Source organism: Microcoleus sp. C2D2 (assembly GCF_036702495.1).
In the GTDB taxonomy this organism is placed as follows: domain Bacteria; phylum Cyanobacteriota; class Cyanobacteriia; order Cyanobacteriales; family Microcoleaceae; genus Microcoleus.
In genome coordinates this window covers 1-21,794 of sequence record NZ_JAUBTO010000112.1, presented here as the reverse complement: position 1 = coordinate 21,794, position 21,794 = coordinate 1, and the positions used below count along the sequence as shown (strand labels likewise).

Genomic DNA, 21,794 nt, shown 5'->3' with positions numbered 1-21,794 from the left:
GGGCATCTTAAGGATGTCAAGTTGAACTCGCAATCTGCCTAGCAGCTTCTCGCAGCCGCTCCATATCGCGCATCGGTGGTATACCAAAGAGCCGCTTGTACTCTCGGTTGAAGTGCGAGGAATCGTCATAACCCACACGGTAAGCAGCACTGGTAGCGTCAAGGTTTTGCCCCAGCATCAGACGGCGAGCTTCCTGCAGTCGCAGTTGCTTCTGGAACTGCAAGGGACTCATGGCAGTGACAGACTTGAAGTGATGGTGGAAGCTCGATACACTCATTCCCAGCTCTCGTGCGATGCTTTCAATCCGCAGCGGCTGGTTAAAGTCTTTGCGAAGTCGATCGACTGCTCTAGCAATTTGGTGGGTAGAGCCACCCAGAACTGCAATATGACGCAGCCGACTACCTTGCTCTCCCATCAGGAGTCGGTAAATGATTTCCCGCTTAATCAGCGGTGCCAGAACATTAGCTTCAGCAGGGGAATCTAGAAGCCTGACGAGCCGCACCACAGCGTCCAAAAGATTTGCATCCAACGGACTTACGTCAATCGCTTTGACATTGGCATCCCTTTGCGGTGAGGGATCGCCCGCCTCAACCATGACTGAACCAACAAGAGTCGGGTCGAGATCGAGGCGAAGGCTAAGGTACGGTTGCGCCTTAGACGCTTCCAGAATTTGGCTGGCGATCGGCAGTTCGACCGTAGCAAGCAGATAATGCATCGGGTCGTACTGATAGCGATCGCAGCCCAGAAGCACTTCTTTGCTGCCCTGAGCAATGACACAAAAGGCAGGGATAGAGACACTATGAACGCATTCCGAAGGTGAGGAGGAGCGGTTGAAGTACAATCCTTTGAGCGGCTCAATCATCCCATCATGACGGATCGCCTGGGCAATCCGCTCGGTCAGTTCGTCTCTGTGGGCTTGCGCTCTATCTGCCTCGCGCTTTGCCTGCGGGTTGTTCATTAAATCGATATCGGACTTTTCACTCGGTTTGGCAGCGTTCATTTCTAAGTTTGGAGGATTGTACAACAATCTTAGACGATCGTTCTATTGCTTGGCCTTGAGGATTCTTAGAATGAAGCAAAAGCAATGAAAAACCATTTCGGCTTCTTGTAAGCATTCTGGATTTTTATACAAAAGTAAACTCAGTTTTGATTGGGCAAGAGATTCCCCTACTGACAACCAAAAGGGCATCAAGGCGAACCTTGCTTCTTAAAAAATTCATCCCTATTGATAGAGCAGGCGCTAAGTGTTCGATCTCTACAATTGGGGGTAGCCAAAGGAATTCAAACGATGAAACTGTTCACGGCAACGGTCATATCGCTTTCTCTGCTCGCTTCGGCCTCGGCCCAAGCAAATCCGGCAGGAGCCGCCGAGGGGTCCGGTGCTCCCCAGACCGCGCCAATGCAAGATTCGCAGACAATCAACATCACGCGAAGCGGCTCTGTGCCCTCGCGGAAGGGACCAGCCGAAAACTTCACGGGTTCGGTGCGCGTCGATCCTCTGTTCGAGGCGAACGCCCCTGCACGCACGTCCGGCTCCCTCGTCACGTTTGAGCCTAGCGCACGCTCCAATTGGCACACCCACCCGCTGGGCCAAGTCCTGATCGTGACCGCGGGCACGGGACGGGTGCAGCGCTGGGGCGATCCCGTGGACGAGATTCGGCAGGGGGACGTGGTATGGATTCCGCCCGGCCAGAAGCACTGGCACGGGGCCGCGCCCAACAGTTCTATGGCTCACATCGCTATCTCCGAGGCGCTCGACGGCCGTGCCGTCGAATGGATGGAGAACGTCAGTGACGCGCAGTACGGCGCTCCGCTCCGTGCTCAAGGGACGGCTGCGCCCGCGCCAGGTGGGCAGCCTCGGCCGTCTCAAAGAGCGATAGGCGACTTTGCCCCCAAGTTAGCCGAGCTGACGGACGACGTGCTTTACGGCGATGTCTGGGAACGTCCTGAGCTATCAAAGCGCGATCGCAGCCTGGTGACGGTGGCCGCGCTCATTGCCATGAACAGACCGGACCAGCTCCGTTCACACTTCGTCAGGGCGCGCGAAAACGGCGTGACGCAGGAGGAGTTGATAGAGACCATCACCCACCTAGCGTTTTACGCGGGCTGGCCTAACGCGGTAACAGCCATCGCCGTGGCTAGGGAAGTTTTCGAGAAGAAATGAGTCGGGAAGGGCATATCGCAGGAGAAATTATGCAAAAGCAGGAACCCGGAAAGAGTAACCTTAAATTCTCGGGGCTCAGGGGTCCCGGTGCAAATTCTATGAGCAGGAAGTATTGGAAATCTTTCATCGCGCTCTGGCTGATGGCAGCAATCCTTTTTTCTTCAGCGAATGCACAAGAAACCCAAAAGAGCAAGCCAGAGCTGCTGATGATCCAGGAGCAAGGCAGCTTCGCTGTCGGCGGGTCAGTCACCACCGCTCCCGGCACTTTCGACCCTATTAAGCAGGGCGCGTACAACCCAGCCGGACTCGATCCTGCGGGACAAACGTTGCACGGCGACCACGCTTACGTCTTCTATCAGATCCCGGTAAATGCCCGGAAACTTCCGCTCGTCTTCTGGCACGGTCACGGGCAGTCCGCTAAGACGTGGGAGACCACCCCGGACGGGCGCGAGGGGTTCCAAAACATCTTCCTGCGCCGCCGCTTCCCGGTGTACCTGATCGACCAGCCGCGGCGCGGTCGCGCCGCGCGCGCAACGCAGCCGATCGCTATCACGGCCGCGCCCGACGATCAGCTCTGGTTCGGCATCTTCCGGCTCGGTGTCTGGCCGAACTTATACCCCGGCGTGCAGTTCTCGCGTGACAAGGAGGCGCTCAACCAGTTCTTCCGGCAGATGGTACCCAACACCGGCCCATACGACGTGCAAGTGAATACGTCGGCTGTTTCGGCACTATTCGACAAGATCGGGCCGAGCATTCTAGTCACCCACTCACAGAGTGGCGGGTTAGGCTGGCGCACGGCGATCGAGAACAGGAATGTCCGCGCCATCGTCTCCTACGAGCCGGGCTTCGACTTTCCTTTTCCCCAGGAAGAAGCACCGCAACCCATGACCCTTGGCGGCAGAGCGCTGAGCGCTGTCACCGTACCTCTATCGGAGTTCATGCAGCTTACGAAGATACCGATCGTCATCTACTACGGCGACAACATCCCCGAGAAGCCGAGCGCGAACCCGGGGCAGGAGCAGTGGCGCGTCTTTCTGGAGATGGCCAGAACGTGGCGAGATGCGGTGAACAAGCGGGGCGGCAACGTCACCCTCGTACACCTGCCCGAGGTAGGAGTCCGCGGCAACACCCACTTCCCAATGTCGGACCTGAACAACCCCGAGATCGCGGATCTTCTGTCCAAATTTCTTAAGGAGAAAGGTTTGGACTGACCGATCTCCCGTCGATGCGCAAACGAACGCGCCCCAGAGCGTTAGAAGAGTCGGCGCGAAAAACAAACACTTGTCCAGGGATTGTTTGAGAATTTTGCTAGGAGAAGTATGGACGATAATCAAGAACGCAAAGATTTCAGTTCAACCGAGAGCGATTCGCAGCTCAGCGCGGACGAAGAAACACTGCTCGACCAACTCGGTATTACCGGCGCTGCTCGCCGCAAATTCTTGGGGCAAAGCATGGCAGCCCTACTCGGCACCTTCGCCTTCCACCTGCTGGCTAAAGAGGAGGCCTTTGCCACCCTCGCCGCTGCGCCCGACGCGGTGTTCGCCCAAACCGCTGGGGTTGAAAACGCCGTTAAGGTTCTTTTGAAAATCAACGGCTCGACCCAAAGCCTGGAAGTGGATTCGCGCACGGCGCTGCTCGACACCCTGCGCGAAACACTGGGATTGACCGGCACCAAAAAAGGATGCGATCAAGGACAGTGCGGCGCTTGTACGGTAATCGTTGACGGGCGCCGCGTGCTTTCTTGTCTGACACTTGCGGCGAGTTGCGAGGGGAAAGAGGTGACGACCATCGAAGGGATCGCTGACGGCGACAATCTTCATCCGATGCAGGCGGCGTTCATCAAACACGACGGCTTCCAGTGCGGCTACTGCACGCCGGGGCAGATATGTTCGGCGGTGGCGCTGCTGCAGGAAGCCAAAAACGGCGAGGCGAGTCACGCCACTAACAATTTGCGGACGAGCACGCAGAATGTAGCACTCTCTGATGAAGAAATCAGAGAACGCATGAGCGGCAATATTTGCCGTTGCGGCGCGTATCCGGGAATCGTTGCGGCAATCAGAGAAGTTCAGTCCGGGCGCGAAACAGCCCAGGCTTGGCATTTTGCGAGCGATGAAGAAATTGCCGTTGCATTATTAAACGAGGGGGGCAAAGCCGATGCAACCGTTTAAATATTCCAGCGCCACCGATGCCGCAAGCGCTGTTAGCACCGTTTCCGCGAATCAAACGGCAACGTTTCTCGCAGGCGGGACAAATTTGATTGATTTGATGAAAGAATACGTCGAGCGTCCCAGCGAAGTTGTTGACATCTCAGGTTTGAATCTGGCGGAAATTCGATCGACCTCGAACGGAATTTCGATCGGCGCCTTAGCCAAAAATACCGACACGGCAAACCATCCGCTCATCCGGCAAAATTACCCGCTGCTGTCAATGGCGATTTTAGCCGGCGCCTCCGCCCAGCTTCGCAATATGGCGACCAACGGGGGAAATTTAATGCAGCGCACCCGTTGCCAGTATTTTTACGACATCGCTATGCCCTGCAACAAACGCGATCCCGGCAGCGGATGCGGAGCGCTTCAGGGACTCAACCGCATTCATGCCATTTTTGGCTACAGCGACAAATGCGTGGCGACTTACCCGGGCGATATGGCGAATGCGCTTTATGCGCTGGACGCGGTGGTGAGGATTCGCGGCACGAACGGGCAAGAACGCACAATCCCGCTTCAGGATTTTCATCGCTTGCCGGGCAACACGCCTGAAAAAGATAACAATCTTCAGCATGGGGAATTGATCGTGGCGATCGAAATGCCGAAGAATAACTTCGCCAATAAGTCTTATTACCTCAAAGTTCGCGATCGGGCTTCCTATGCTTTCGCACTGCTTGCCGTGGCTGCTGCTTTAGAAACAAGCGGCAACACCATCAAACAGGCACGCGTTGTTCTGGGCAGCGTGGCGCATAAACCTTGGCGTTCGCCCGAAGCCGAAAGAGTTCTGATCGGCAAACCTGCGACGGAAACAACTTTTCAGGCTGCTGCCGAAGCGGCTCTGAAAGATGCCAAACCGCTTGAACATAACGGTTATAAAGTCGAACTCGGAAAACGCGCCATTGTTCTGGCTTTGCAGCAAGCGTTGACTAGCGGTGCGGCCTAATATCAATTCCGGTTGGATTGGAATGATTAAACCGCAGAGAACGCAGAGAACGCAGAGGAAGAGAAGAGAGAGATGAATACAGGACGATGAAGGGCGGATTTGATATTAGGGAGGATAAAGGAAATGGCAAGATACATCGGAAAAGAAATGAGCCGCGTGGACGGCGCAGCCAAAGTTACGGGCAAGGCTAAATACGCGGCGGAATTCCAGGTTCCCAATCTCGCTTACGGTTTTATCGTGCTGGGAACTGTAGCAAAGGGCACGATTAAATCGATCGACACGGGTGAGGCTGAAGGCGCAGCAGGCGTAATTCGCGTCTTCACGCACCTGAACGCACCGAAGCTTGGTCTGAAGTCTTCCACGGAGCAGTCCCCGCCCAGCGCCGCCGAGGAGGAAGACAAGTCGTTTCGGGCGCTCCAGTCCGACAAAATCTTCTTCAATATGCAGCCCGTGGCACTCGTCGTCGCCGAGACATACGAGCAGGCACGTTATGCGGCACGTCTGGTTAAAGTCTCCTACAACTCACAGCAGCACATGACCGATACTGAGGCGGTGCGATCGATCGCGCGCGTCCCCACTAAAGAGCCGCCTCCGAAGCGGCGCGGTAATCCCGAAGAGGCGATGCGCGCAGCGGCCGTGAAGGTAGAGGCCGAGTACCGCATCCCGATCGAGCACCACAACCCCATGGAGCCGCACGCGGCGATCGCGGTCTGGGAAGGCGACAAGCTAACGGTCTTCGACAAGACGCAGGGGGTCTATACCGTCCGCACACACTTGGCTTCGAGCTTCGGCCTGCCGGAGGAAAACGTGAGTGTGGTCTCGCCCTTCGTCGGCGGGGCGTTTGGATCGTCGCTGCGCCCGAACTATTATCCGGCGCTGACAGCGATGGCAGCCCGCGAACTCAGGCGCCCAGTCAAGGTTGTCTATACGCGCACGCAAATGTTCACCGGCCACGGTTATCGTCCGCACACGATTCAGAAGATTGCGCTCGGCGCGGAGCGATCGGGAAAGCTCTCGGCGATGATTCACGAAGCCGTACACAACACCTCCACCATCGAGGAGTTCTCTGACGACACCACGGGTTTCACGCGCCAAGTCTACGCGTGCCCGAATCTCTACGCGCCGCTGAAGATTTCCGACACGGACCTCGCCACCCCGACCTGGATGCGCGCACCGGGGGCCGTTAGCGGTATGTTCGCGCTCGAATGCGCGATGGACGAGCTGGCCTACGCGCTGGCGATCGACCCCCTCGAACTTCGGCTGATCAACTATGCCGAAGTAGACCCCGAGAGCGGCAAGCCATTTTCGAGCAAGGCGTTGCGGGAGTGCTACCGGCTGGGCGCGGAAAAATTCGGTTGGAAGAATCGCAAGTCCGAGCCCCGATCGATGCGTGACGGACGGCTACTCGTCGGTTGGGGAATGGCGACCGGGGTCTGGGGCGCTTTCCAGATGCCTGCTGCTGCCAGGATCGCGCTGCAGGTGGACGGCACGGCGCAAGTCGCAAGTGGGACCAGCGACATCGGACCTGGCACCTACACGGTGATGACCATGATCGCTGCCGAGTATCTGGGGCTGAAGTTGGAGCAGGTGAAATTTGAACTCGGCGACACGAAGTTGCCTCGGTCACCGACGCAGGGGGGTTCTTGGACGACGGCGAGCGTCGGCTCGGCGGTGCGCGGGGCGGCTCTGGCGATCGGCACGAAGTTGCTCGCCCTCGCCAACCAGGAACCGAATTCTCCGCTCAAGGGGGCAGCCTCCTCCGATGTCGAGATGCTCGACGGGCAACTGCGACTAATAAGCGACCCGGATCGTTCCGTCAACATCTCCGCAGTGATGAAGCGTAACGGTCTCACCGAAATCACGGAAACATTCGAGTCTCGTCCCTCAGAGGATCGCCAGAAGTATGCGACGTTGGCGCACGGCGCGCAGTTCATTGAAGTAAAGGTCGATCCGGATGTGGGGACTGTCCGCGTTACGCGCGCCATTGAAGTGACTGCCTGCGGCAAGATCATCAATCCGAAGGCCTCGCACAGCCAGGAAATCGGCGGCGTTGTCTGGGGCATTGGTATGGCGCTGCAAGAGGCGACTGAAATCGACCACCGTTACGGGCGGATTATGAATCCGAATTTGCAGCACTATCACGTGCCGGTTAATGCCGATGTCTTGGAGATCGAAACGATATTCGTTGAGGAGGAGGATAAAGTCGTCAATCCGCTCGGTGTCAAGGGCATGGGCGAACTCGGCATGGTGGGCATCCCGGCGGCGATCGCCAACGCTGTTTTTCATGCCACGGGCAAACGCATCAGGGATCTGCCGATTACGCCGGACAAGCTGCTGTGAGTGAGGTCTTTGGATGATTGAAGTGCCAGCGCTAGTCAGGGGGAACGGTGCGCGCTGGCAACGGTGGGCAGTGTGGAAGAATCTTCGTACCGTCGCCTTGGTGCAACGCAGGGGAATGGGGTTAGAAACTGTTAGCTAATTTCTAGACAAAGCTACCCCTCACTTCCCGTTTGTCCATCTATCAACCGATCGACATATTCTCTAAGCCGTTCCTTCCAGTCTGGGATAGTTTTTAGTTTTTCTCGCACTCCGGTTCTGACGTTAAAGCAAATTGGAGTTCTATCCATCGGTTCATCACCTATTGGTTTTGCGCCTAATTTGTGATTTTTCGGGAATGGCATATACAAACCTCGTATATATTGCTATAGTAGTATACATAACACATTGAGAGGTCGAATCAATGCCTTCGGTAACCTACGTCAAAGGTCTTCCAACACCAGCGAATGAGCTAAACGCACTTGGATTTAGTGAGTTTGAGATGTTCCTAGAAGCATTTGCACCTATCTTTCGAGATGCCGCAATTGAAACCGTCAACTATCTGTTATCTGGCACTGAATTCAACAAATCGACGTGGAACACCCATTTGCAGAAGACCTACCAAATCAGCAAGCGTCATGCAAATGGTGTGATTGCTCATGCAAAAGGTAAGGTAGATGGCTCAAAAGAACATCGCACTTTACATATCAAAACGTTGTTCGGGAAGGCAAAATCAATCGAAGCTTGGATCGAGAAAGCAGAACGCAAACTGAAGCTTGCTCGAAGGTTCTACGCAAAAAAGAATTGGCAGAACTCAAAAACATGGTGCAATTTCCCTTTGTCATGTTCGTTGAAATACAAAGATACGAACTGGCAGAATTTGAAGTTTCAAATTCATGGAAAAAAGCGTAAGTTGCACTTGATTAAAAACAAGGTTGAATTTTTGAAACGTAAGCCTATCAGGGTGTCTGTTCCTCACGGAGAAGTTTTTATTGTCGGATCTAAGGATGAAAGCTTTGGGAATCAGATTGCACAATGGGACGGCAAAATCATTAAGTTTCGCGTTCCTGCTTGCCTGGAGTCTCGATTTGGGAAGTCCGTTTCTTCAGAGATTGGTAACTTCGATCGTAACATCAACCGATTGCCCGCGACAGGCGCTAAGACTTGGCATCTGTTCAAGAAAAACGGGAAGTGGAATGCTGCGGTACAGTTTACGCCTTCCGAGGTGAAGCGCCAATCAAAGGATCGTGCCTATGGGTGCATCGGGATTGATATGAATCCTGGTTCGATTGGTTGGAGCTATGTGGACACCGAAGGGAACCTGAAAGTTCATGGTCAAATCCCGCTAGAAATGGGACTGCCATCGGGCAAGCAACAAGCGCAAATTGTTGATGCTTGTCTGTATGCGGCTAATCTTGCAATTTGCTTTGCCTGCCCTGTCGTGTGCGAAGAATTGGATTTTGCAGACAAGAAAAAGCGTTTAGGCGAACAAGGTAAAAAGTATGCCAGAATGCTGTCTTCTTGGGCATACAGTGAGTTTTTCAGGCAACTGAACTCAGTCCTGTCAAACCGTGGTATTGAGCGGTTGCACGGTCAATCCTGCCTACAGTTCAATGATTGGGCTGGTGAAGTACATGAAAATGTACGGACTAGCCAGTGATGAAGCGGCTGCACTGGCGATCGCCAGACGTGGAATGCGGCAAGCGTGAAAGACTGCCATCGACCATAACCGCCTATTTCGAGGTGAACTCGCAAAAGCACGTATGGTCGATGTGGAACCAACTAAATAAACAGATCAAGCGTTCCGGCAAGGTTAATCGCAGACACGATTACTTTACCGTTTCTAACTGGAGTTTCCTAGCCAACCTTGAAACCGAGGAAGCATAAGCACTAGGAAAGAATGCTTTCACTTACACCGTGGAGTGAGGTATGGACAAATTATCTAGTTTTGGATAGCTTTGTCCACACATTTAGAAGCGGCAAGAACTCGGTATGGATAACGGAACCTTGACGCCCCTGTTAAAGCGCCTTGAGAGCGCGGGGTTGGTGACGCGCACCCGTGACCAACAGGACGAACGCCGCGTTCTTATCGAGCTGACAGAAGCGGGCGAGGCACTCCGCGAGGCAGCGTGCTCGATCCCTGAAAAGATCGAGACGGCCTGCCGTCTCTCCGATGAAGACCTTGCCGAGCTTCGCGACACTTTGAACGGGCTGGCAATACCCCGTCAAACAACTCCGTAAAAGGATTATTTATCATGGGTAAAATGAACATCGGAATCTTAGGCACTGGCCATATCGGGAAGACTTTGGCACGCAAACTCAGTGCGGCCGGACATGACGTGAAGGTGGCCAACTCTCGCGGCCCTGAGACGATCGAGGCCGATGTGCTGGCTTTCGGCGCACGCGCGGTCTCCACGGCCCAAGCGGTGGAGGACGTTGACGCGGTGATCCTCTCGATCCCTCTCAACCGCATTCCTACAATCGCGCCGCTAATCGCCAACCTACCAGCCGAGACAGTCGTCATCGACACGTCGAATTACTATCCCCACCGCGACGACAAGATCGATGCTATCGAAGCCGGGCAGGTTGAGAGCCTTTGGGTGGCCGAACAGCTAGGCCGGCCGATCGCCAAGGCGTGGAACGCGATCGGGTCTGGCTCCTTCGCCACCAAGGGCAAGCCTGCTGGAAGTCCTGACCGTATCGCCCTCCCTGTGGCTGCTGACCGCGAGAACGATCGCTCCGTGGCGATGGCCCTCGTCGAAGACACCGGGCTTGATGCTTTCGACGCCGGCACGCTCGCCGATTCGTGGCGTCAGCAACCCGGCACGCCCTGCTATTGCACCGATCTCACGCGCGAACAGATGGCGGCAGCGCTGGCATCTGCCGACGCATCGCGATCGCCAAAGCGCCGGGACTTAGCAGTTGCAGTGATGCAAGAGCGGCTTGGTGACGCCACGACAAATCCGGATGCCGATTTCGGGGTTCGTCTGAGCCGTGCGATTTATATGTAACGTGAGTTCGGGATAAGAAAGGGACAAGCAGGTAAGCTAAAAGTCATTACACCCAAGCTTTACAAGCTCGTCCCATGATTAGTTTAGAAGAAGAATTTTGCAGGATTATACAATAACTTGCAAGTATCGTTATATCGTCCCCGATGCTGAAGTCCTTATAATCGAACTTAAACAGTGAGATACAAAAAATTTTAGGCTGAGCAATGAAAGAACTACACGATATTAAGGCTGCTTTAGAGCAAGTAAAAGACACCACGAAAAAGCTAGCTTTGGCAACTTTAGTTAAAGTTGAAGGTTCAACTTATCGCCGTCCTGGTGCGCGAATGTTGATGAGTGCAGATGGCTTGATAGTAGGTGCAATTAGCGGTGGCTGTTTGGAAAGTGATGTATTTGAGAAAGCACAGCAGGTAATGAACACTGGTAGTCCCTGTGTGGTTAAGTATGACTCCACCTCTGAGGAAGATTTAATTTGGGGATTGGGGCTTGGCTGTCAAGGCATTGCTTATGTTTTGATTGAATCCTTGCCAGTAAACGAGCCGAACCAAATTAGTTTTGTCCGCAAATGCCTTGATGCTCGGTTTGAGTGTGCTATTGCAACTGTATTTAATATAGAGGGTGAAAGCAAATCTCAAATAGGCGATCGCTTGCTACTAAATTCAGATATCATCAACAACATCAGCGATGAGGAATTAGCAGCAGCGGTTTTAAGGGATACACAAGCAGCACTTCAACATAAAACCTCGGTAGGGAAACAATATCAGTTAATAGGCGGGAAAGTTGAAGTTTTTATTCAAGTCATTGGGCCGCCGCTGTCGCTGGTAATTTTGGGGGCTGGGTATGACGTTCTTCCCGTTGTTCGCTTTGGCAAACAGTTAGGATGGCATATTACTGTAGTCGATCACCGCCAACGGGAAGCAAGCCGAAAGCGTTTTCAAGAAGCCGAGCGAGTTAAATTTTGTTCTCCTCAGGATGTATTAAAAAACATCGAGATAGATGAGCGTACTGTTGCTGTAGTTATGACTCATAATTATTTAGACGACCTGGAATTGCTGAGAGTGTTATTGCCTTCTGGCTTAAAATACTTAGGTGTACTTGGTCCTAAGAAAAGAACAGCCCGATTATTGCAAGAACTACAAGAAGAAGGAGTTATCCCGACTCCACAACAGGAACAAAATTTATATAGTCCGGTGGGACTCGACATTGGGGCAGATAATTCCGAAGAGATTGCTCTGGCGATTATCGCCGAAATTCAAGCAGTAACAGCCAAGCATCAAGGTGGTTTTTTAAGAAATCGCACTGTACCAATTCATACTTCAATCAATAGTCAATCATCAAAAAATTAATGACTAATATAGCGGTTATCAAGCGTGGTGAGGTATGCCCAATGCCCAATGCCCAATGCCAGATAGTACCTCATGTTACTGAGAAAGGCTATACGAGTATGTTCTTAACAATCAAAAATTCAAAACTGGGGTATGGTATTTAAAATTGGTCTAATTATTCTCGCTGCTGGAGCTGCAACCCGCATGGGAAGACCAAAACAATTGCTTTCTTATCAAGGACGCAGCCTAATACTCCATGCGGTTGAAGTTGCCTTAGCTTCTCTGTGCCAACCTATCATAGTAGTCCTGGGAGCTTATGCAGAACAAATTAAACCGGAACTAATGCCAAAGGCCGTGCAAGTTGTAGAGAACTCCCAATGGCAAGAGGGAATGTCTTCTTCTATTCGCGCTGGTATTAGTATGCTACTGAAAACTAACTCTAAACTTGATGCAGTTATCATCTCACTTGCAGATCAGCCGCTAGTTTCTCCCCAGATTTTCAATCAATTGATTCAGTCTTATCAAGAAACGCAAAAAGTAATTATTGCCTCAAAGTATAACGAAACTACGGGCGTACCTGCCCTGTTTAGCAATGCCTTATTTCCAGAACTGATGCAGCTTGAAGGAGATCGAGGTGCAAAAGCGTTAATACAAAAATATATAGATACAGGATTGATTCTGCTAATACCAGAAGCTGCGATTGATATTGATACCCCGGACGATTACAAGCAGTTACTATTAAAGAATATTAAAGAGTGAAGAGATTATGAAAACTAACGATCGCCAAATTTACCAACAAGTAATTTTGACACACGCCAGAAAACCGCAAAACAAAGGAAAAACTGACCCTGTACACCGTCAACACCGAGGAGAAAATCCCTATTGCGGTGATGTGGTTGATTTAACGCTGCTACTAGATGAAGCAGAAAGTAAAATTGCAGATATTAAATTTGAAGGTGCAGGTTGTGCTTTGTGCCTTGCTTCTGCTGACTTAATGGCGATCGCTATCAAAGGTAAAACTATTTCACAGGTGCTTTTAATGGTAGAACAGTTCCGCGAGATGGCAGCGGGAAATACTCAGTTTGAGCCTCCGTTGGAGAAACTCAATATCATGCAAGGTGTTTCCCGATATCCGATGCGGGTTAAGTGTGCAACTTTGGCTTGGCATACCCTCAAAGCGGCGCTGAGTTCGGTTGAAACTAGGAATGAACAGGTATAGCCTTTCTCAGTAACATGAGGTGCTCTCGCGGCCTCCGTGGGCATAGGCCTCCGCGGGCATCAGTTGCGAGCGGTGTGTACCTCATTTTATTGAGAACCGCTATATAGTCAGCATCCAGCAGAGGCACATCCAATAGACCTCTCCAATAATTATTGTGGAACAGGCATCTTGCCTGTTCAAGACAGGCTTTTCTGGAGATGTCTAATGGACTCACGTCAGTTCGATCGTACCAAGCAAATAATGCATCGGGTCGTACTGAAGCGCGATCGCGCTGCTCAGAAGAGCTTCTTTGCTGCCCTCAGCAATGACACAAAAGGCAGGGATAGAGACACTATCAACGCATTCCGAAGGTGAGGAGGATCGATTGAAGTGCAATCCCTTCAGCAACTCAATCGTCCCATCATGACGAATCGCCTGTGCAATCCGCTATTGGTCAGTTCGTTTCTGTGGGCTCGCGCTCTGTCTGCCTCGCGCTTTGCCTGCTGGTCGTTCATTAACGACCTAGCGGACTTTTCAGTCGTTTTGGCAGCGTTCATTTCTAAGTTTGCAGGATTGTACAACAATCTTGGACGATCGTTCTATTGCTTGACCTTGAGGATTCTTAGAATGAGGCTAAAGCAATGAAAAACGATTCCGGCGAATTGCAAACGTCTGGATTTTTATACAAGAGAAAACTCAGTTTTGATTGGGCAACAAACCTGCTGAGTGACAACCAAAATGTCCTCAAAGCTAACCTTGCTTCTTAAAAAATCCATTCCTATTGATAGAGAAGCGATTAGTGCTCAATTTCTACGATTGGGACAGCCACCGAAATGGCATCAAGTGAAGGTATTAAGAAATGGATATTAAACGAAGTGACTCACAGCCTTCGGCTAAAGGACCGGCTGAGTATTTTACCGGCACTGTCGGCATTGACCCCCTGTTCGAGGCGCACGATCCAGCACGCACACTTGGTGCCAGTGTCACGTTCGAGCCTGGTGCTCGGACAGCATGGCACACCCACCCGTTGGGACAGACCCCGATCGTGACGGCTGGCTGCGGTCTCGCACAGCGCTGGGGCGGCTCGATCGAGCAAATTCGTCCGGGGGATGCGGTCTGGTTCGCGCCGGGCCAGAAGCATTGGCACGGTGCCACGGCAACCACGGCTATGACGCACATCGCCATTCAGGAACAGCTTGACGGCAAAACCGTGGACTGGCTGGAACAGGTCAATCGATTTTAGATTTTAGATTTTAGATTTTAGATTGACCACGGATAAATGCGGGGGCTTGAGGATTTTCGATTTGAGATTTTGGATTGATTCCACGGATAAATCCGGGGGCTTGTACCATCAAGAAATTCTTGGTCAGCCACGAGCAGTATGCAGGAATATCTTAATGTTTTTGTTGAAATGGTTTCCCCTCAAGGGGAGAAACTGCCAGAAGAGAATGCTGATTTTGGTTCTCGCCCTAACGATGTTCCTGAGTTACTCAGCCTGCCGTGCCGACAACAGGATGCCTAGCAGTGCCTCGTCGAAAATGCCGACTGAAATATCAACCCAGCAGGCAAACAGTATGAAGATAAACATCAAGGTCGGAGACAAAGCCGTTACAGCCACGCTGATCGACAGTAAAACCACTCGGGATTTTGTTTCCCTGCTGCCATTAACGCTGACGATGAACGATTTGTTTGGAAGAGAAAAGTTTGCCCGCCTGCCGAGAGCAATTTCGGAGGAGGGTGAGCGAACCAAAACCTATGAAGTTGGAGACATCATTTACTGGTCTCCCGGTCCTGATGTGGCTATTTATTATCGCCACGACGAACAACCAATCCCTGACCCCGGCATCATCGCGATCGGCTCCATCGATGCTGGCGTAGAAGCATTCAATGTACCTGGCTCTGTAAAAGCAACAGTGGAGCCGATCGAGTAAGAAAAGGAAGTTCCAATAAAGACTTCCCTAATCGGGAACACGCAAAGGAGTAAAAAATGACAACGAACGAGAATGGCAGCTACACAGGAAAGGTTGCATTTGTGACCGGAGGAGCGAGCGGCATCGGTCGAGCTACGGCGCTGGCGTTTGCCCGTGAAGGTGCCAGCGTGGCGGTCGCTGACATCTCAGAACAGGGCAATCAAGAAACAGCTCACACGATCGAAGAACTCGGCGGTCGGGCGATCGCCGTCAGGTGCGACGTAACGCGAACCGAGGACGTGAAGGCAGCTCTGGACAAGACCGTTGAGGCTTTCGGGCGGCTCGACTTCGCCTTCAACAATGCGGGCATCGAGCCGAGGAAGGTAGCTCCGACCGCGGAGTACGACGAGGAGGAGTGGAACCGGATTATCGACATCAACCTCCGCGGCGTTTTCCTGTGCATGAAGCACGAGATCCCGCTGATCCTCAAGCAGGGAGGCGGCGCGATCGTCAACACGTCCTCGGGCGCGGGAATCATCGGCATCAAGGGCAGCCCCGCGTACACCGCCGCGAAACATGGCGTGATCGGACTGACCAAGGCAGCGGCCCTCGACTACGCCGCGCAGAACATCCGCGTCAACGCCGTCTGTCCCGGCTACATCGACACCCCGATGATCGCTCGCTCCATCGGCGCCACGGACGAAGGGCGCGCCAAGGTGATTGCCGAGGAGCCCGTCGGACGGATGGGCAAGCCCGAGGAGATCGCCGCGGCTGTCCTATGGCTGTGCTCTGACGCGGCTGCCTTCATTATCGGCCACGCCATGGTCATCGACGGCGGCCAAACAGTGCAGTGATGTTCGTCGCCAACCCGATCGAACCCTAAACGCACGACAACAAAGCACTGTCGCCATCGCCACCTTTACCGCCAACGGCGATGACTCATATCGCCACTCAGGAGCTACTCGACGGCAAGCCCGCGGACTGGATGGAAAAAGTCAGCGACGAACAATACCAGGACAGATTCAAGACCGAGTAGAAGTAAACCAACTTATCTTCAAGATTGGAGCATCAATATTATGTACAACGCCAAAGCTTACTCCGCAGCCAGTGCAACATCACCGCTAGCCTCCGACACGATCGCACGGCGCGATCCAACCGAACACGACGTACAGATCGAAATTCTCTTCTGCGGCATCTGTCACTCCGATGTCCATGCGGTGCGTAATGAGTGGAGCGACTTCCTGTCTACTACCTACCCGATCGTCCCCGGTCATGAGATTGTCGGACGTGTCACCAAGGTCGGCTCGGCAGTTACCAAGTATAAGCCCGGCGACCTAGCCGGGGTCGGCTGCCTTGTAGATTCGGACGGTACTTGCCCGCATTGCAAAACAGGTCTGGAGCAGTTCTGCCCAAACCAGACCCTCACCTACAACGCCCCAGACAAGCACAAGACTGCTCCAGTCACCTATGGTGGCTACTCTGATAGCGTCGTCGTCGATGAACGCTTCGTTCTGCGCGTTCCAGATAACCTCGATCTCGCCGGGGTTGCGCCGCTCCTCTGCGCCGGGATCACAACCTACTCGCCTATGCGCCACTGGGGTGTCACCAAGGGCAAGAAGGTAGGCGTGGTTGGTATCGGCGGGCTAGGCCACATGGGCGTGAAGTTCGCCCGTGCATTCGGAGCCCACGTCGTCGTTTTCACCACCTCGCCCGACAAAAAGGAAGACGCGCTGCGCCTCGGTGCTGACGAAGTGGTCGTCTCCCGCAATGCCGACGAGATGCAGCAGCACGCTGGCAGCTTCGATTTCATTCTCGACACCGTCTCCGCCAATCACGACATCAACGCCTATCTCAACCTGCTTCGCCTCGACGGCAACATCACCCTTGTCGGTTTACCTGAGAAGCCCCTGGAGGTCGCGGCATTCAGCCTGATCGTGGCCCGCCGCAGTCTCTCCGGCTCTAGCATCGGCGGCATCGCCGAAACTCAGGAGATGCTCGACTTCTGCGGCGAACATAACATCACTGCCGATGTCGAAGTCATCCCCATCCAGAAGGTCAACGAAGCCTACGAGCGACTGCTCAAGTCCGATGTCAAATATCGCTTCTGTATCGATATGGCATCCCTTAAATCTGAATAACTGAGGTGGAACCTCGAAGGAGTAATCATGCAAACGCGCAAACTTGGCAACAGCAACCTAGAAGTTTCGGCGATCGGGCTCGGCTGCATGGGAATGAGCTTTGGCTACGGTTCGCCCAAAGACAAACAGGAGATGACTGCTCTTCTGGGCGCTGCCGTCGATCGCGGCATAACATTCTTTGACACTGCCGAAGTCTACGGCCCGTACTTAAACGAAGAGTTGGTGGGTGAAGCCCTCGCTCCCTTCCGCGACCGAGTGGTAATCGCCACCAAATTTGGGTTCGACATCAGTCCGAATTCCGATCCCCGTGGCATGAAGGGTTCACCCGGACTCAACAGCCGACCGGAGCATATCAAGGAAGCCGTGGAGGGATCGCTCAAGCGGCTAAAGGTGGAGGCGATCGACCTCCTCTATCAGCACCGGGTCGATCCGAACGTGCCGATCGAAGACGTGGCAGGAACGGTGAAGGAACTGATTCAGGAAGGTAAAGTGAAGCACTTCGGACTTTCTGAAGCAGGCGTGCAAACGATTCGCCGCGCCCATGCCGTTGTCCCAGTCACGGCACTCCAGAGCGAATACTCGCTGTGGTGGAGAAAGCCTGAAGCGGAAGTGATACCGACCCTTGAGGAACTTGGCATCGGACTTGTCCCGTACAGCCCCCTGGGCAAAGGCTTCCTCACCGGCAAGATCGACGAAAACACGACCTTTGACAGCTCCGACTTCCGCAGCACTCTGCCTCGCTTCACACCGGAGGCTCTCAAGGCGAATCAAGCCCTCATCGATCTGCTTGGCAGTATTGCAGAACAAAAGCAGGCAACGCCCGCTCAAATCGCACTTACCTGGCTGTTGGCTCAAAAGCCGTGGATCGTTCCAATTCCAGGCACCACAAAGCTGCATCGTTTGGACGAAAACATCGGGGCAGTCTCCGTCGAACTCACACCCGAGGATCTGCGTGACATCAATGATGCCGCTGCCAAGATCGCGGTGCAGGGGGCGCGGTATCCCGAAAAGTTGGAGCAAATGACGGGTCGCTAAGCGGCGAAAACTCTGTTCTCCGTGCAAAACGAAAACTCATCGAAAGGAAGTTCTTTTATGAGCAAAGCACCGATTAATCGAAATGGCAGGAACGGTGGTTTTGGATTCGATCGCCGCGAGTTTATCCTGGCAGGGCTGGCGATGGCAGCGACAACGATGTTTCCGCGCAATAGTGCCAGTGCTCAGACAACACAACCGATGGTGAGCGATCGCCGCAGGCTCGGTTCGCTAGAAGTCTCGGCACTTGGGTTTGGCTGTATGAACTTCGTCTGGGCCTATGGTCCACCCGTTGACAGGCAGGACGCAATCCGACTGATCCGAGCAGCCTATGACCGTGGCGTTACCTTCTTCGACACCGCTGAGATCTACGGTCCTTTTCTGGGCGAGGAACTTGTTGGCGAGGCGCTAGCGCCCGTTCGCGATCGAGTGGTCATTGCCAGCAAGTTCGGGTTCAACATTACCCCAGAGGGTCAGATCCGGGGACTTAACAGCCGTCCGGAGCATATCAAGCAGGTGACGGAAGCCTCGCTTCGGCGCTTGAGGACCGCTCGCATCGACCTGCTCTATCAGCACCGCATCGATCCCGAAGTGCCGATCGAGGATGTCGCCGGAGCAGTGAAAGATCAGATCCAGGAAGGGAAAGTCCGACATTTCGGTCTCTCTGAGGCGGGAGGAGCGACGATTCGCCGTGCTCATGCAGTGCAGCCAGTAACAGCCGTGCAGAATGAATACTCAGTCTGGACACGCGATCCTGAGCCTGAAGTCCTCCCAACCTGTGAAGAACTCGGAATTGGGTTTGTCCCGTGGAGTCCGCTCGGTATGGGCTATCTGACCGGAGCCATCACCCCCTCGACGACCTTTGCCGCTGGCGATCTGCGAGCCAGGTTCCCCCGCTTCACTCCGGAGGCGCGCCGTGCGAATCGACCTGTCGTTGAACTGCTTCAGCGCGTGGGTCAGCGTCAGGAAGCGACACCAGGACAAATTGCGATCGCCTGGTTGCTTGCCCGGAAGCCGTGGATCGTGCCCATTCCGGGAACGACGAAGCTAAATCATCTGGAAGAGAATCTGGGTGCGCTCCAGCTCGCCCTCACCGCTGGCGACATCCAGGAAATCGAGGATGGCTTCGCGAAAATCCAGGTACAGGGTGCCCGAACGACTGAGCAACTCCTTGCACAAACTGACATTGGAGCCAAGCTGGGAACGAGTTCGGTGGGTGGACACGGTATGTCGCCCCTGCCTCGAAAGCCAACTCAGTAAATGTGTGAGGTTAGGAACCTCTTTGCTCTATCAGAACAATTCCAACTGCAAAACAAAGATTCATCACAAATTTGGGTAGAAACCCCGTCCTTTTAGGACGGCTTTATATTAGAATGTAATTGGTCAACGACCCACCCGAGACGTGCGATCGAACAGCCTATACGAGCGAAGTTCAGCCTTGTGCTGACGGCTTTCGCAAAATCGGTAGACCGGTTCAAGAGGATAGGGCAATGGAAGTCTAACCCTAGAATCAAAACTACGAAGAATTCCGTTTGGTATTCGACACGTAAAAACCGCTTTCTCTTGCGGGGTTAGTCTGTGGAGCGAACATAAGACCAAAACTCGCTCGGGTGGAGGCAGTTGCCTTCGAAGCAGAAACTTAAGTCGCGAGGCTTAAGAATCACCGTACCTTCAGGTCGGTGAGTATGTCAACAAGGAGATCCTTGTATGAGCAAAACACCGATTAATCAAGGCCGAAGGCACGGCAGATTTAGAGTGGGTCGCCGCGAGTTGCTCCTGGCAGGACTGGCGATGGCTGCTACAGTGACCTTCCCACACATCAACAGCAGGACTGCGGCAGCACAAGCCACGGTGAGCGATCGCCGCAAGCTTGGTTCACTCGATGTCTCGGCTCTCGGACTAGGCTGCATGAGCATGGTTGGCATCTACAACCTGCCCCAACCCAAACAGGAGATGATTGCGCTCATCCGTGCAGCCGTCGAACGCGGTGTGACGTTTTTCGATACAGCCGAGGTCTATGGGCCGTTTACGAGCGAGGAGATTGTTGGCGAAGCTCTTGCGCCGTTTAAGGGCAAGGTGGTCATCGCCTCCAAGTTCGGCTTCGGATATCAGGACGGCAGAGTGAGCGGCCGAAACAGCCGACCCGAGAATATCAGGCGGGCCGTGGAGGGGTCGCTCAAGCGCCTGAAAGTGGACACCATAGATCTTTACTACCTGCACCGGGTTGACCCAGCGGTTCCGATCGAGGACGTCGCGGGCACGGTGAAGGAATTAATCCAGGCGGGCAAAATCAAGCACTTCGGCTTATCTGAGGCAGCGCCGAAGACCATCCGCCGAGCACACGCCGTGCAACCGGTAACAGCGCTCCAGTCCGAATACTCACTTATCAGATATTTGGGTTTAAAACCCCTTCTTCAGTGGCCGGCTTTAATTGTAAGCTTTTGATAACTTGCCAAACATCTTATACTGGAACGTGTAGTATAAGGTGGGAGGTAAAACCATGTTAGTTTTTGAGTTCAAAGCATACGGAAAATCAAATCAGTTCAGCGCAGTAGACGAAGCAATTCGTACCGCAAAGTTTGTTCGCAATAGCTGTTTGCGCTATTGGATGGACAACCAAAAAAATGGGTAAAAATGACTTGAATAAATACTGCGCCGTACTGGCTCGCGAGTTTCCGTTTGCCGACGAACTTAACTCAATGGCAAGACAAGCCAGTGCAGAACGAGCATGGTCTTCTATTTCCCGGTTTTACGACAACTGCAAGAAGAATGTTGTTGGCAAAAAAGGATATCCACAATTCCAAAAATATTGTCGTTCAGTGGAATACAAAACCACTGGCTGGAAACTTGCCGACGATCTCAAATCAATTATCTTTACCGATAAAAAAGGGATTGGGCGATTAAAGCTGAAAGGCACACGCGACTTGCACTTCTACCAAATCAGTCAAATAAAAAGAGTGAGACTGGTTAAACGTGCTGATGGCGTGTACGTTCAATTCTGTGTGGATGTCGATAGAAAAGAAAACACAGAACCCTCTGGTACTACGATCGGATTAGACGTGGGGTTGAAGGAATATTACACCGACTCGAACGGAACTAGGGTTGAAAACCCGCTTATTCCTGAGAAAATGTGAAAAAGTTCTAAAACGCTCTGGGCGTCGTGTATCCAGAAAGGTCAAAGGTTCAAATAACAGGGGCAAAGCTAGGCAGATTCTAGGGTTACGCCATCTCAAAATAAGTAGACAGCCGCATTGCACCATGCTGTGAAATTAGCAAGGTGCGTCGTTCAGTCAAACGACTTGATAGCCTACGAAGATTTGAGAATCAAAAACATGGTAAAGAATCATTACTTGGCTAAGTCCATTAACGACGCATCTTGGTATCAATTCCGCGTTTGGCTTGAATACTTTGGTAAAGTATTTGAGAAAATTACGGTTGCGGTGAATCCACAATATACCAGCCAAGAATGCTCTAGCTGCCAGGGTAAGAGCGTCTCAATCATGCTTGACAAAAGGAATCCGAAGAATCTAATATCTTGTCAAGAAAACAAGAACTG

At 52.9% G+C, this 21,794-nt stretch carries 22 protein-coding genes and 1 pseudogene; 20 read left to right on the top strand and 3 right to left on the bottom strand.

Features of this window, described 5'->3' with window-relative positions:
• Positions 1-16: 16 nt before the first annotated feature.
• Positions 17-1,000 (bottom strand): AraC family transcriptional regulator, encoded by a 984-nt coding sequence (locus QUB61_RS28030; protein ID WP_333133474.1) that lies wholly within the window; start codon positions 998-1,000, stop codon positions 17-19.
• A gap of 288 nt (positions 1,001-1,288) precedes the next feature.
• Between QUB61_RS28030 and QUB61_RS28025 the strand changes: the two genes are divergently transcribed.
• The 6 genes from QUB61_RS28025 (at position 1,289) to QUB61_RS28000 (ending at position 7,790) form a co-directional block, all read left to right on the top strand.
• Positions 1,289-2,164 carry a (R)-mandelonitrile lyase gene (locus tag QUB61_RS28025; protein WP_333133473.1) on the top strand — a complete coding sequence of 292 codons (876 nt, stop codon included), beginning with the start codon at positions 1,289-1,291 and terminating at the stop codon, positions 2,162-2,164.
• A gap of 98 nt (positions 2,165-2,262) precedes the next feature.
• Positions 2,263-3,375 carry an alpha/beta fold hydrolase gene (locus tag QUB61_RS28020; RefSeq protein ID WP_333133472.1) on the top strand — a complete coding sequence of 371 codons (1,113 nt, stop codon included), beginning with the start codon at positions 2,263-2,265 and terminating at the stop codon, positions 3,373-3,375.
• Positions 3,376-3,483: 108 nt separating this feature from the next.
• Positions 3,484-4,332 carry a 2Fe-2S iron-sulfur cluster-binding protein gene (locus QUB61_RS28015; protein ID WP_333133471.1) on the top strand — a complete coding sequence of 283 codons (849 nt, stop codon included), beginning with the start codon at positions 3,484-3,486 and terminating at the stop codon, positions 4,330-4,332.
• Complete coding sequence (locus tag QUB61_RS28010; protein WP_333133470.1) at positions 4,319-5,311, top strand: xanthine dehydrogenase family protein subunit M; 993 nt, start codon at positions 4,319-4,321, stop codon at positions 5,309-5,311. The genes QUB61_RS28015 and QUB61_RS28010 overlap by 14 nt, the downstream gene beginning before the upstream one ends.
• A 123-nt stretch (positions 5,312-5,434) precedes the next feature.
• A complete protein-coding gene (locus QUB61_RS28005; RefSeq protein ID WP_333133469.1) occupies positions 5,435-7,651 on the top strand; it encodes a xanthine dehydrogenase family protein molybdopterin-binding subunit in 2,217 nt (738 codons plus the stop codon).
• A gap of 13 nt (positions 7,652-7,664) precedes the next feature.
• Complete coding sequence (locus QUB61_RS28000; protein WP_333133468.1) at positions 7,665-7,790, top strand: hypothetical protein; 126 nt, start codon at positions 7,665-7,667, stop codon at positions 7,788-7,790.
• Positions 7,791-7,803: 13 nt separating this feature from the next.
• Here QUB61_RS28000 and QUB61_RS27995 read toward each other — a convergent pair whose 3' ends face one another.
• Positions 7,804-7,992, bottom strand: coding sequence for a hypothetical protein (locus QUB61_RS27995; protein WP_333133467.1), 189 nt, complete (start codon positions 7,990-7,992; stop codon positions 7,804-7,806).
• Between the two features lie 59 nt (positions 7,993-8,051).
• On the opposite strand from QUB61_RS27995, the gene QUB61_RS27990 reads away from it, so the two are divergent.
• The 6 genes from QUB61_RS27990 (at position 8,052) to sufU (ending at position 13,179) form a co-directional block, all read left to right on the top strand.
• Positions 8,052-9,287 (top strand): hypothetical protein, encoded by a 1,236-nt coding sequence (locus QUB61_RS27990; RefSeq protein ID WP_333133466.1) that lies wholly within the window; start codon positions 8,052-8,054, stop codon positions 9,285-9,287.
• Between the two features lie 332 nt (positions 9,288-9,619).
• Positions 9,620-9,868 carry a transcriptional regulator, SarA/Rot family gene (locus tag QUB61_RS27985; RefSeq protein ID WP_333133465.1) on the top strand — a complete coding sequence of 83 codons (249 nt, stop codon included), beginning with the start codon at positions 9,620-9,622 and terminating at the stop codon, positions 9,866-9,868.
• A gap of 14 nt (positions 9,869-9,882) precedes the next feature.
• Positions 9,883-10,638, top strand: coding sequence for an NAD(P)-binding domain-containing protein (locus QUB61_RS27980; RefSeq protein ID WP_333133464.1), 756 nt, complete (start codon positions 9,883-9,885; stop codon positions 10,636-10,638).
• 203 nt (positions 10,639-10,841) lie between these two features.
• Complete coding sequence (locus QUB61_RS27975) at positions 10,842-11,981, top strand: XdhC/CoxI family protein (protein WP_333133463.1); 1,140 nt, start codon at positions 10,842-10,844, stop codon at positions 11,979-11,981.
• Between the two features lie 132 nt (positions 11,982-12,113).
• Positions 12,114-12,719, top strand: coding sequence for a nucleotidyltransferase family protein (locus QUB61_RS27970; RefSeq protein ID WP_333133462.1), 606 nt, complete (start codon positions 12,114-12,116; stop codon positions 12,717-12,719).
• Between the two features lie 7 nt (positions 12,720-12,726).
• Positions 12,727-13,179: a Fe-S cluster assembly sulfur transfer protein SufU gene (sufU, locus tag QUB61_RS27965; RefSeq protein WP_333133461.1), complete on the top strand. Its 453-nt coding sequence runs from the start codon at positions 12,727-12,729 to the stop codon at positions 13,177-13,179.
• Between the two features lie 210 nt (positions 13,180-13,389).
• Here sufU and QUB61_RS40110 read toward each other — a convergent pair whose 3' ends face one another.
• Positions 13,390-13,554, bottom strand: a complete 165-nt coding sequence (locus tag QUB61_RS40110) for an AraC family transcriptional regulator N-terminal domain-containing protein (protein WP_445300290.1) — start codon at positions 13,552-13,554, stop codon at positions 13,390-13,392.
• Positions 13,555-14,017: 463 nt separating this feature from the next.
• Here QUB61_RS40110 and QUB61_RS27960 point away from each other — a divergent pair, with 463 nt between their 5' ends.
• The 8 genes and pseudogenes from QUB61_RS27960 to QUB61_RS27925 all read left to right on the top strand — a co-directional run.
• Positions 14,018-14,401, top strand: a complete 384-nt coding sequence (locus QUB61_RS27960; protein WP_333133460.1) for a (R)-mandelonitrile lyase — start codon at positions 14,018-14,020, stop codon at positions 14,399-14,401.
• 154 nt (positions 14,402-14,555) lie between these two features.
• Positions 14,556-15,089 (top strand): cyclophilin-like fold protein, encoded by a 534-nt coding sequence (locus QUB61_RS27955; RefSeq protein WP_333133459.1) that lies wholly within the window; start codon positions 14,556-14,558, stop codon positions 15,087-15,089.
• Between the two features lie 56 nt (positions 15,090-15,145).
• On the top strand, positions 15,146-15,922 hold the full coding sequence (locus QUB61_RS27950; RefSeq protein ID WP_333133458.1) for an SDR family oxidoreductase: 777 nt from the start codon (positions 15,146-15,148) through the stop codon (positions 15,920-15,922).
• Positions 15,923-16,144: 222 nt separating this feature from the next.
• Complete coding sequence (locus tag QUB61_RS27945; protein ID WP_333133457.1) at positions 16,145-17,206, top strand: NAD(P)-dependent alcohol dehydrogenase; 1,062 nt, start codon at positions 16,145-16,147, stop codon at positions 17,204-17,206.
• Positions 17,207-17,233: 27 nt separating this feature from the next.
• Positions 17,234-18,241, top strand: coding sequence for an aldo/keto reductase (locus QUB61_RS27940; RefSeq protein WP_333133456.1), 1,008 nt, complete (start codon positions 17,234-17,236; stop codon positions 18,239-18,241).
• A 57-nt stretch (positions 18,242-18,298) separates the two neighbouring features.
• The gene (locus QUB61_RS27935; RefSeq protein ID WP_333133455.1) at positions 18,299-19,498 is read left to right on the top strand and encodes an aldo/keto reductase; all 1,200 of its coding nucleotides are present in this window, start codon (positions 18,299-18,301) and stop codon (positions 19,496-19,498) included.
• Positions 19,499-19,945: 447 nt separating this feature from the next.
• Complete coding sequence (locus tag QUB61_RS27930; protein ID WP_333136818.1) at positions 19,946-20,683, top strand: aldo/keto reductase; 738 nt, start codon at positions 19,946-19,948, stop codon at positions 20,681-20,683.
• A gap of 55 nt (positions 20,684-20,738) precedes the next feature.
• Positions 20,739-21,794 (top strand): annotated as a pseudogene (locus QUB61_RS27925) (RNA-guided endonuclease InsQ/TnpB family protein); the annotation flags it as partial.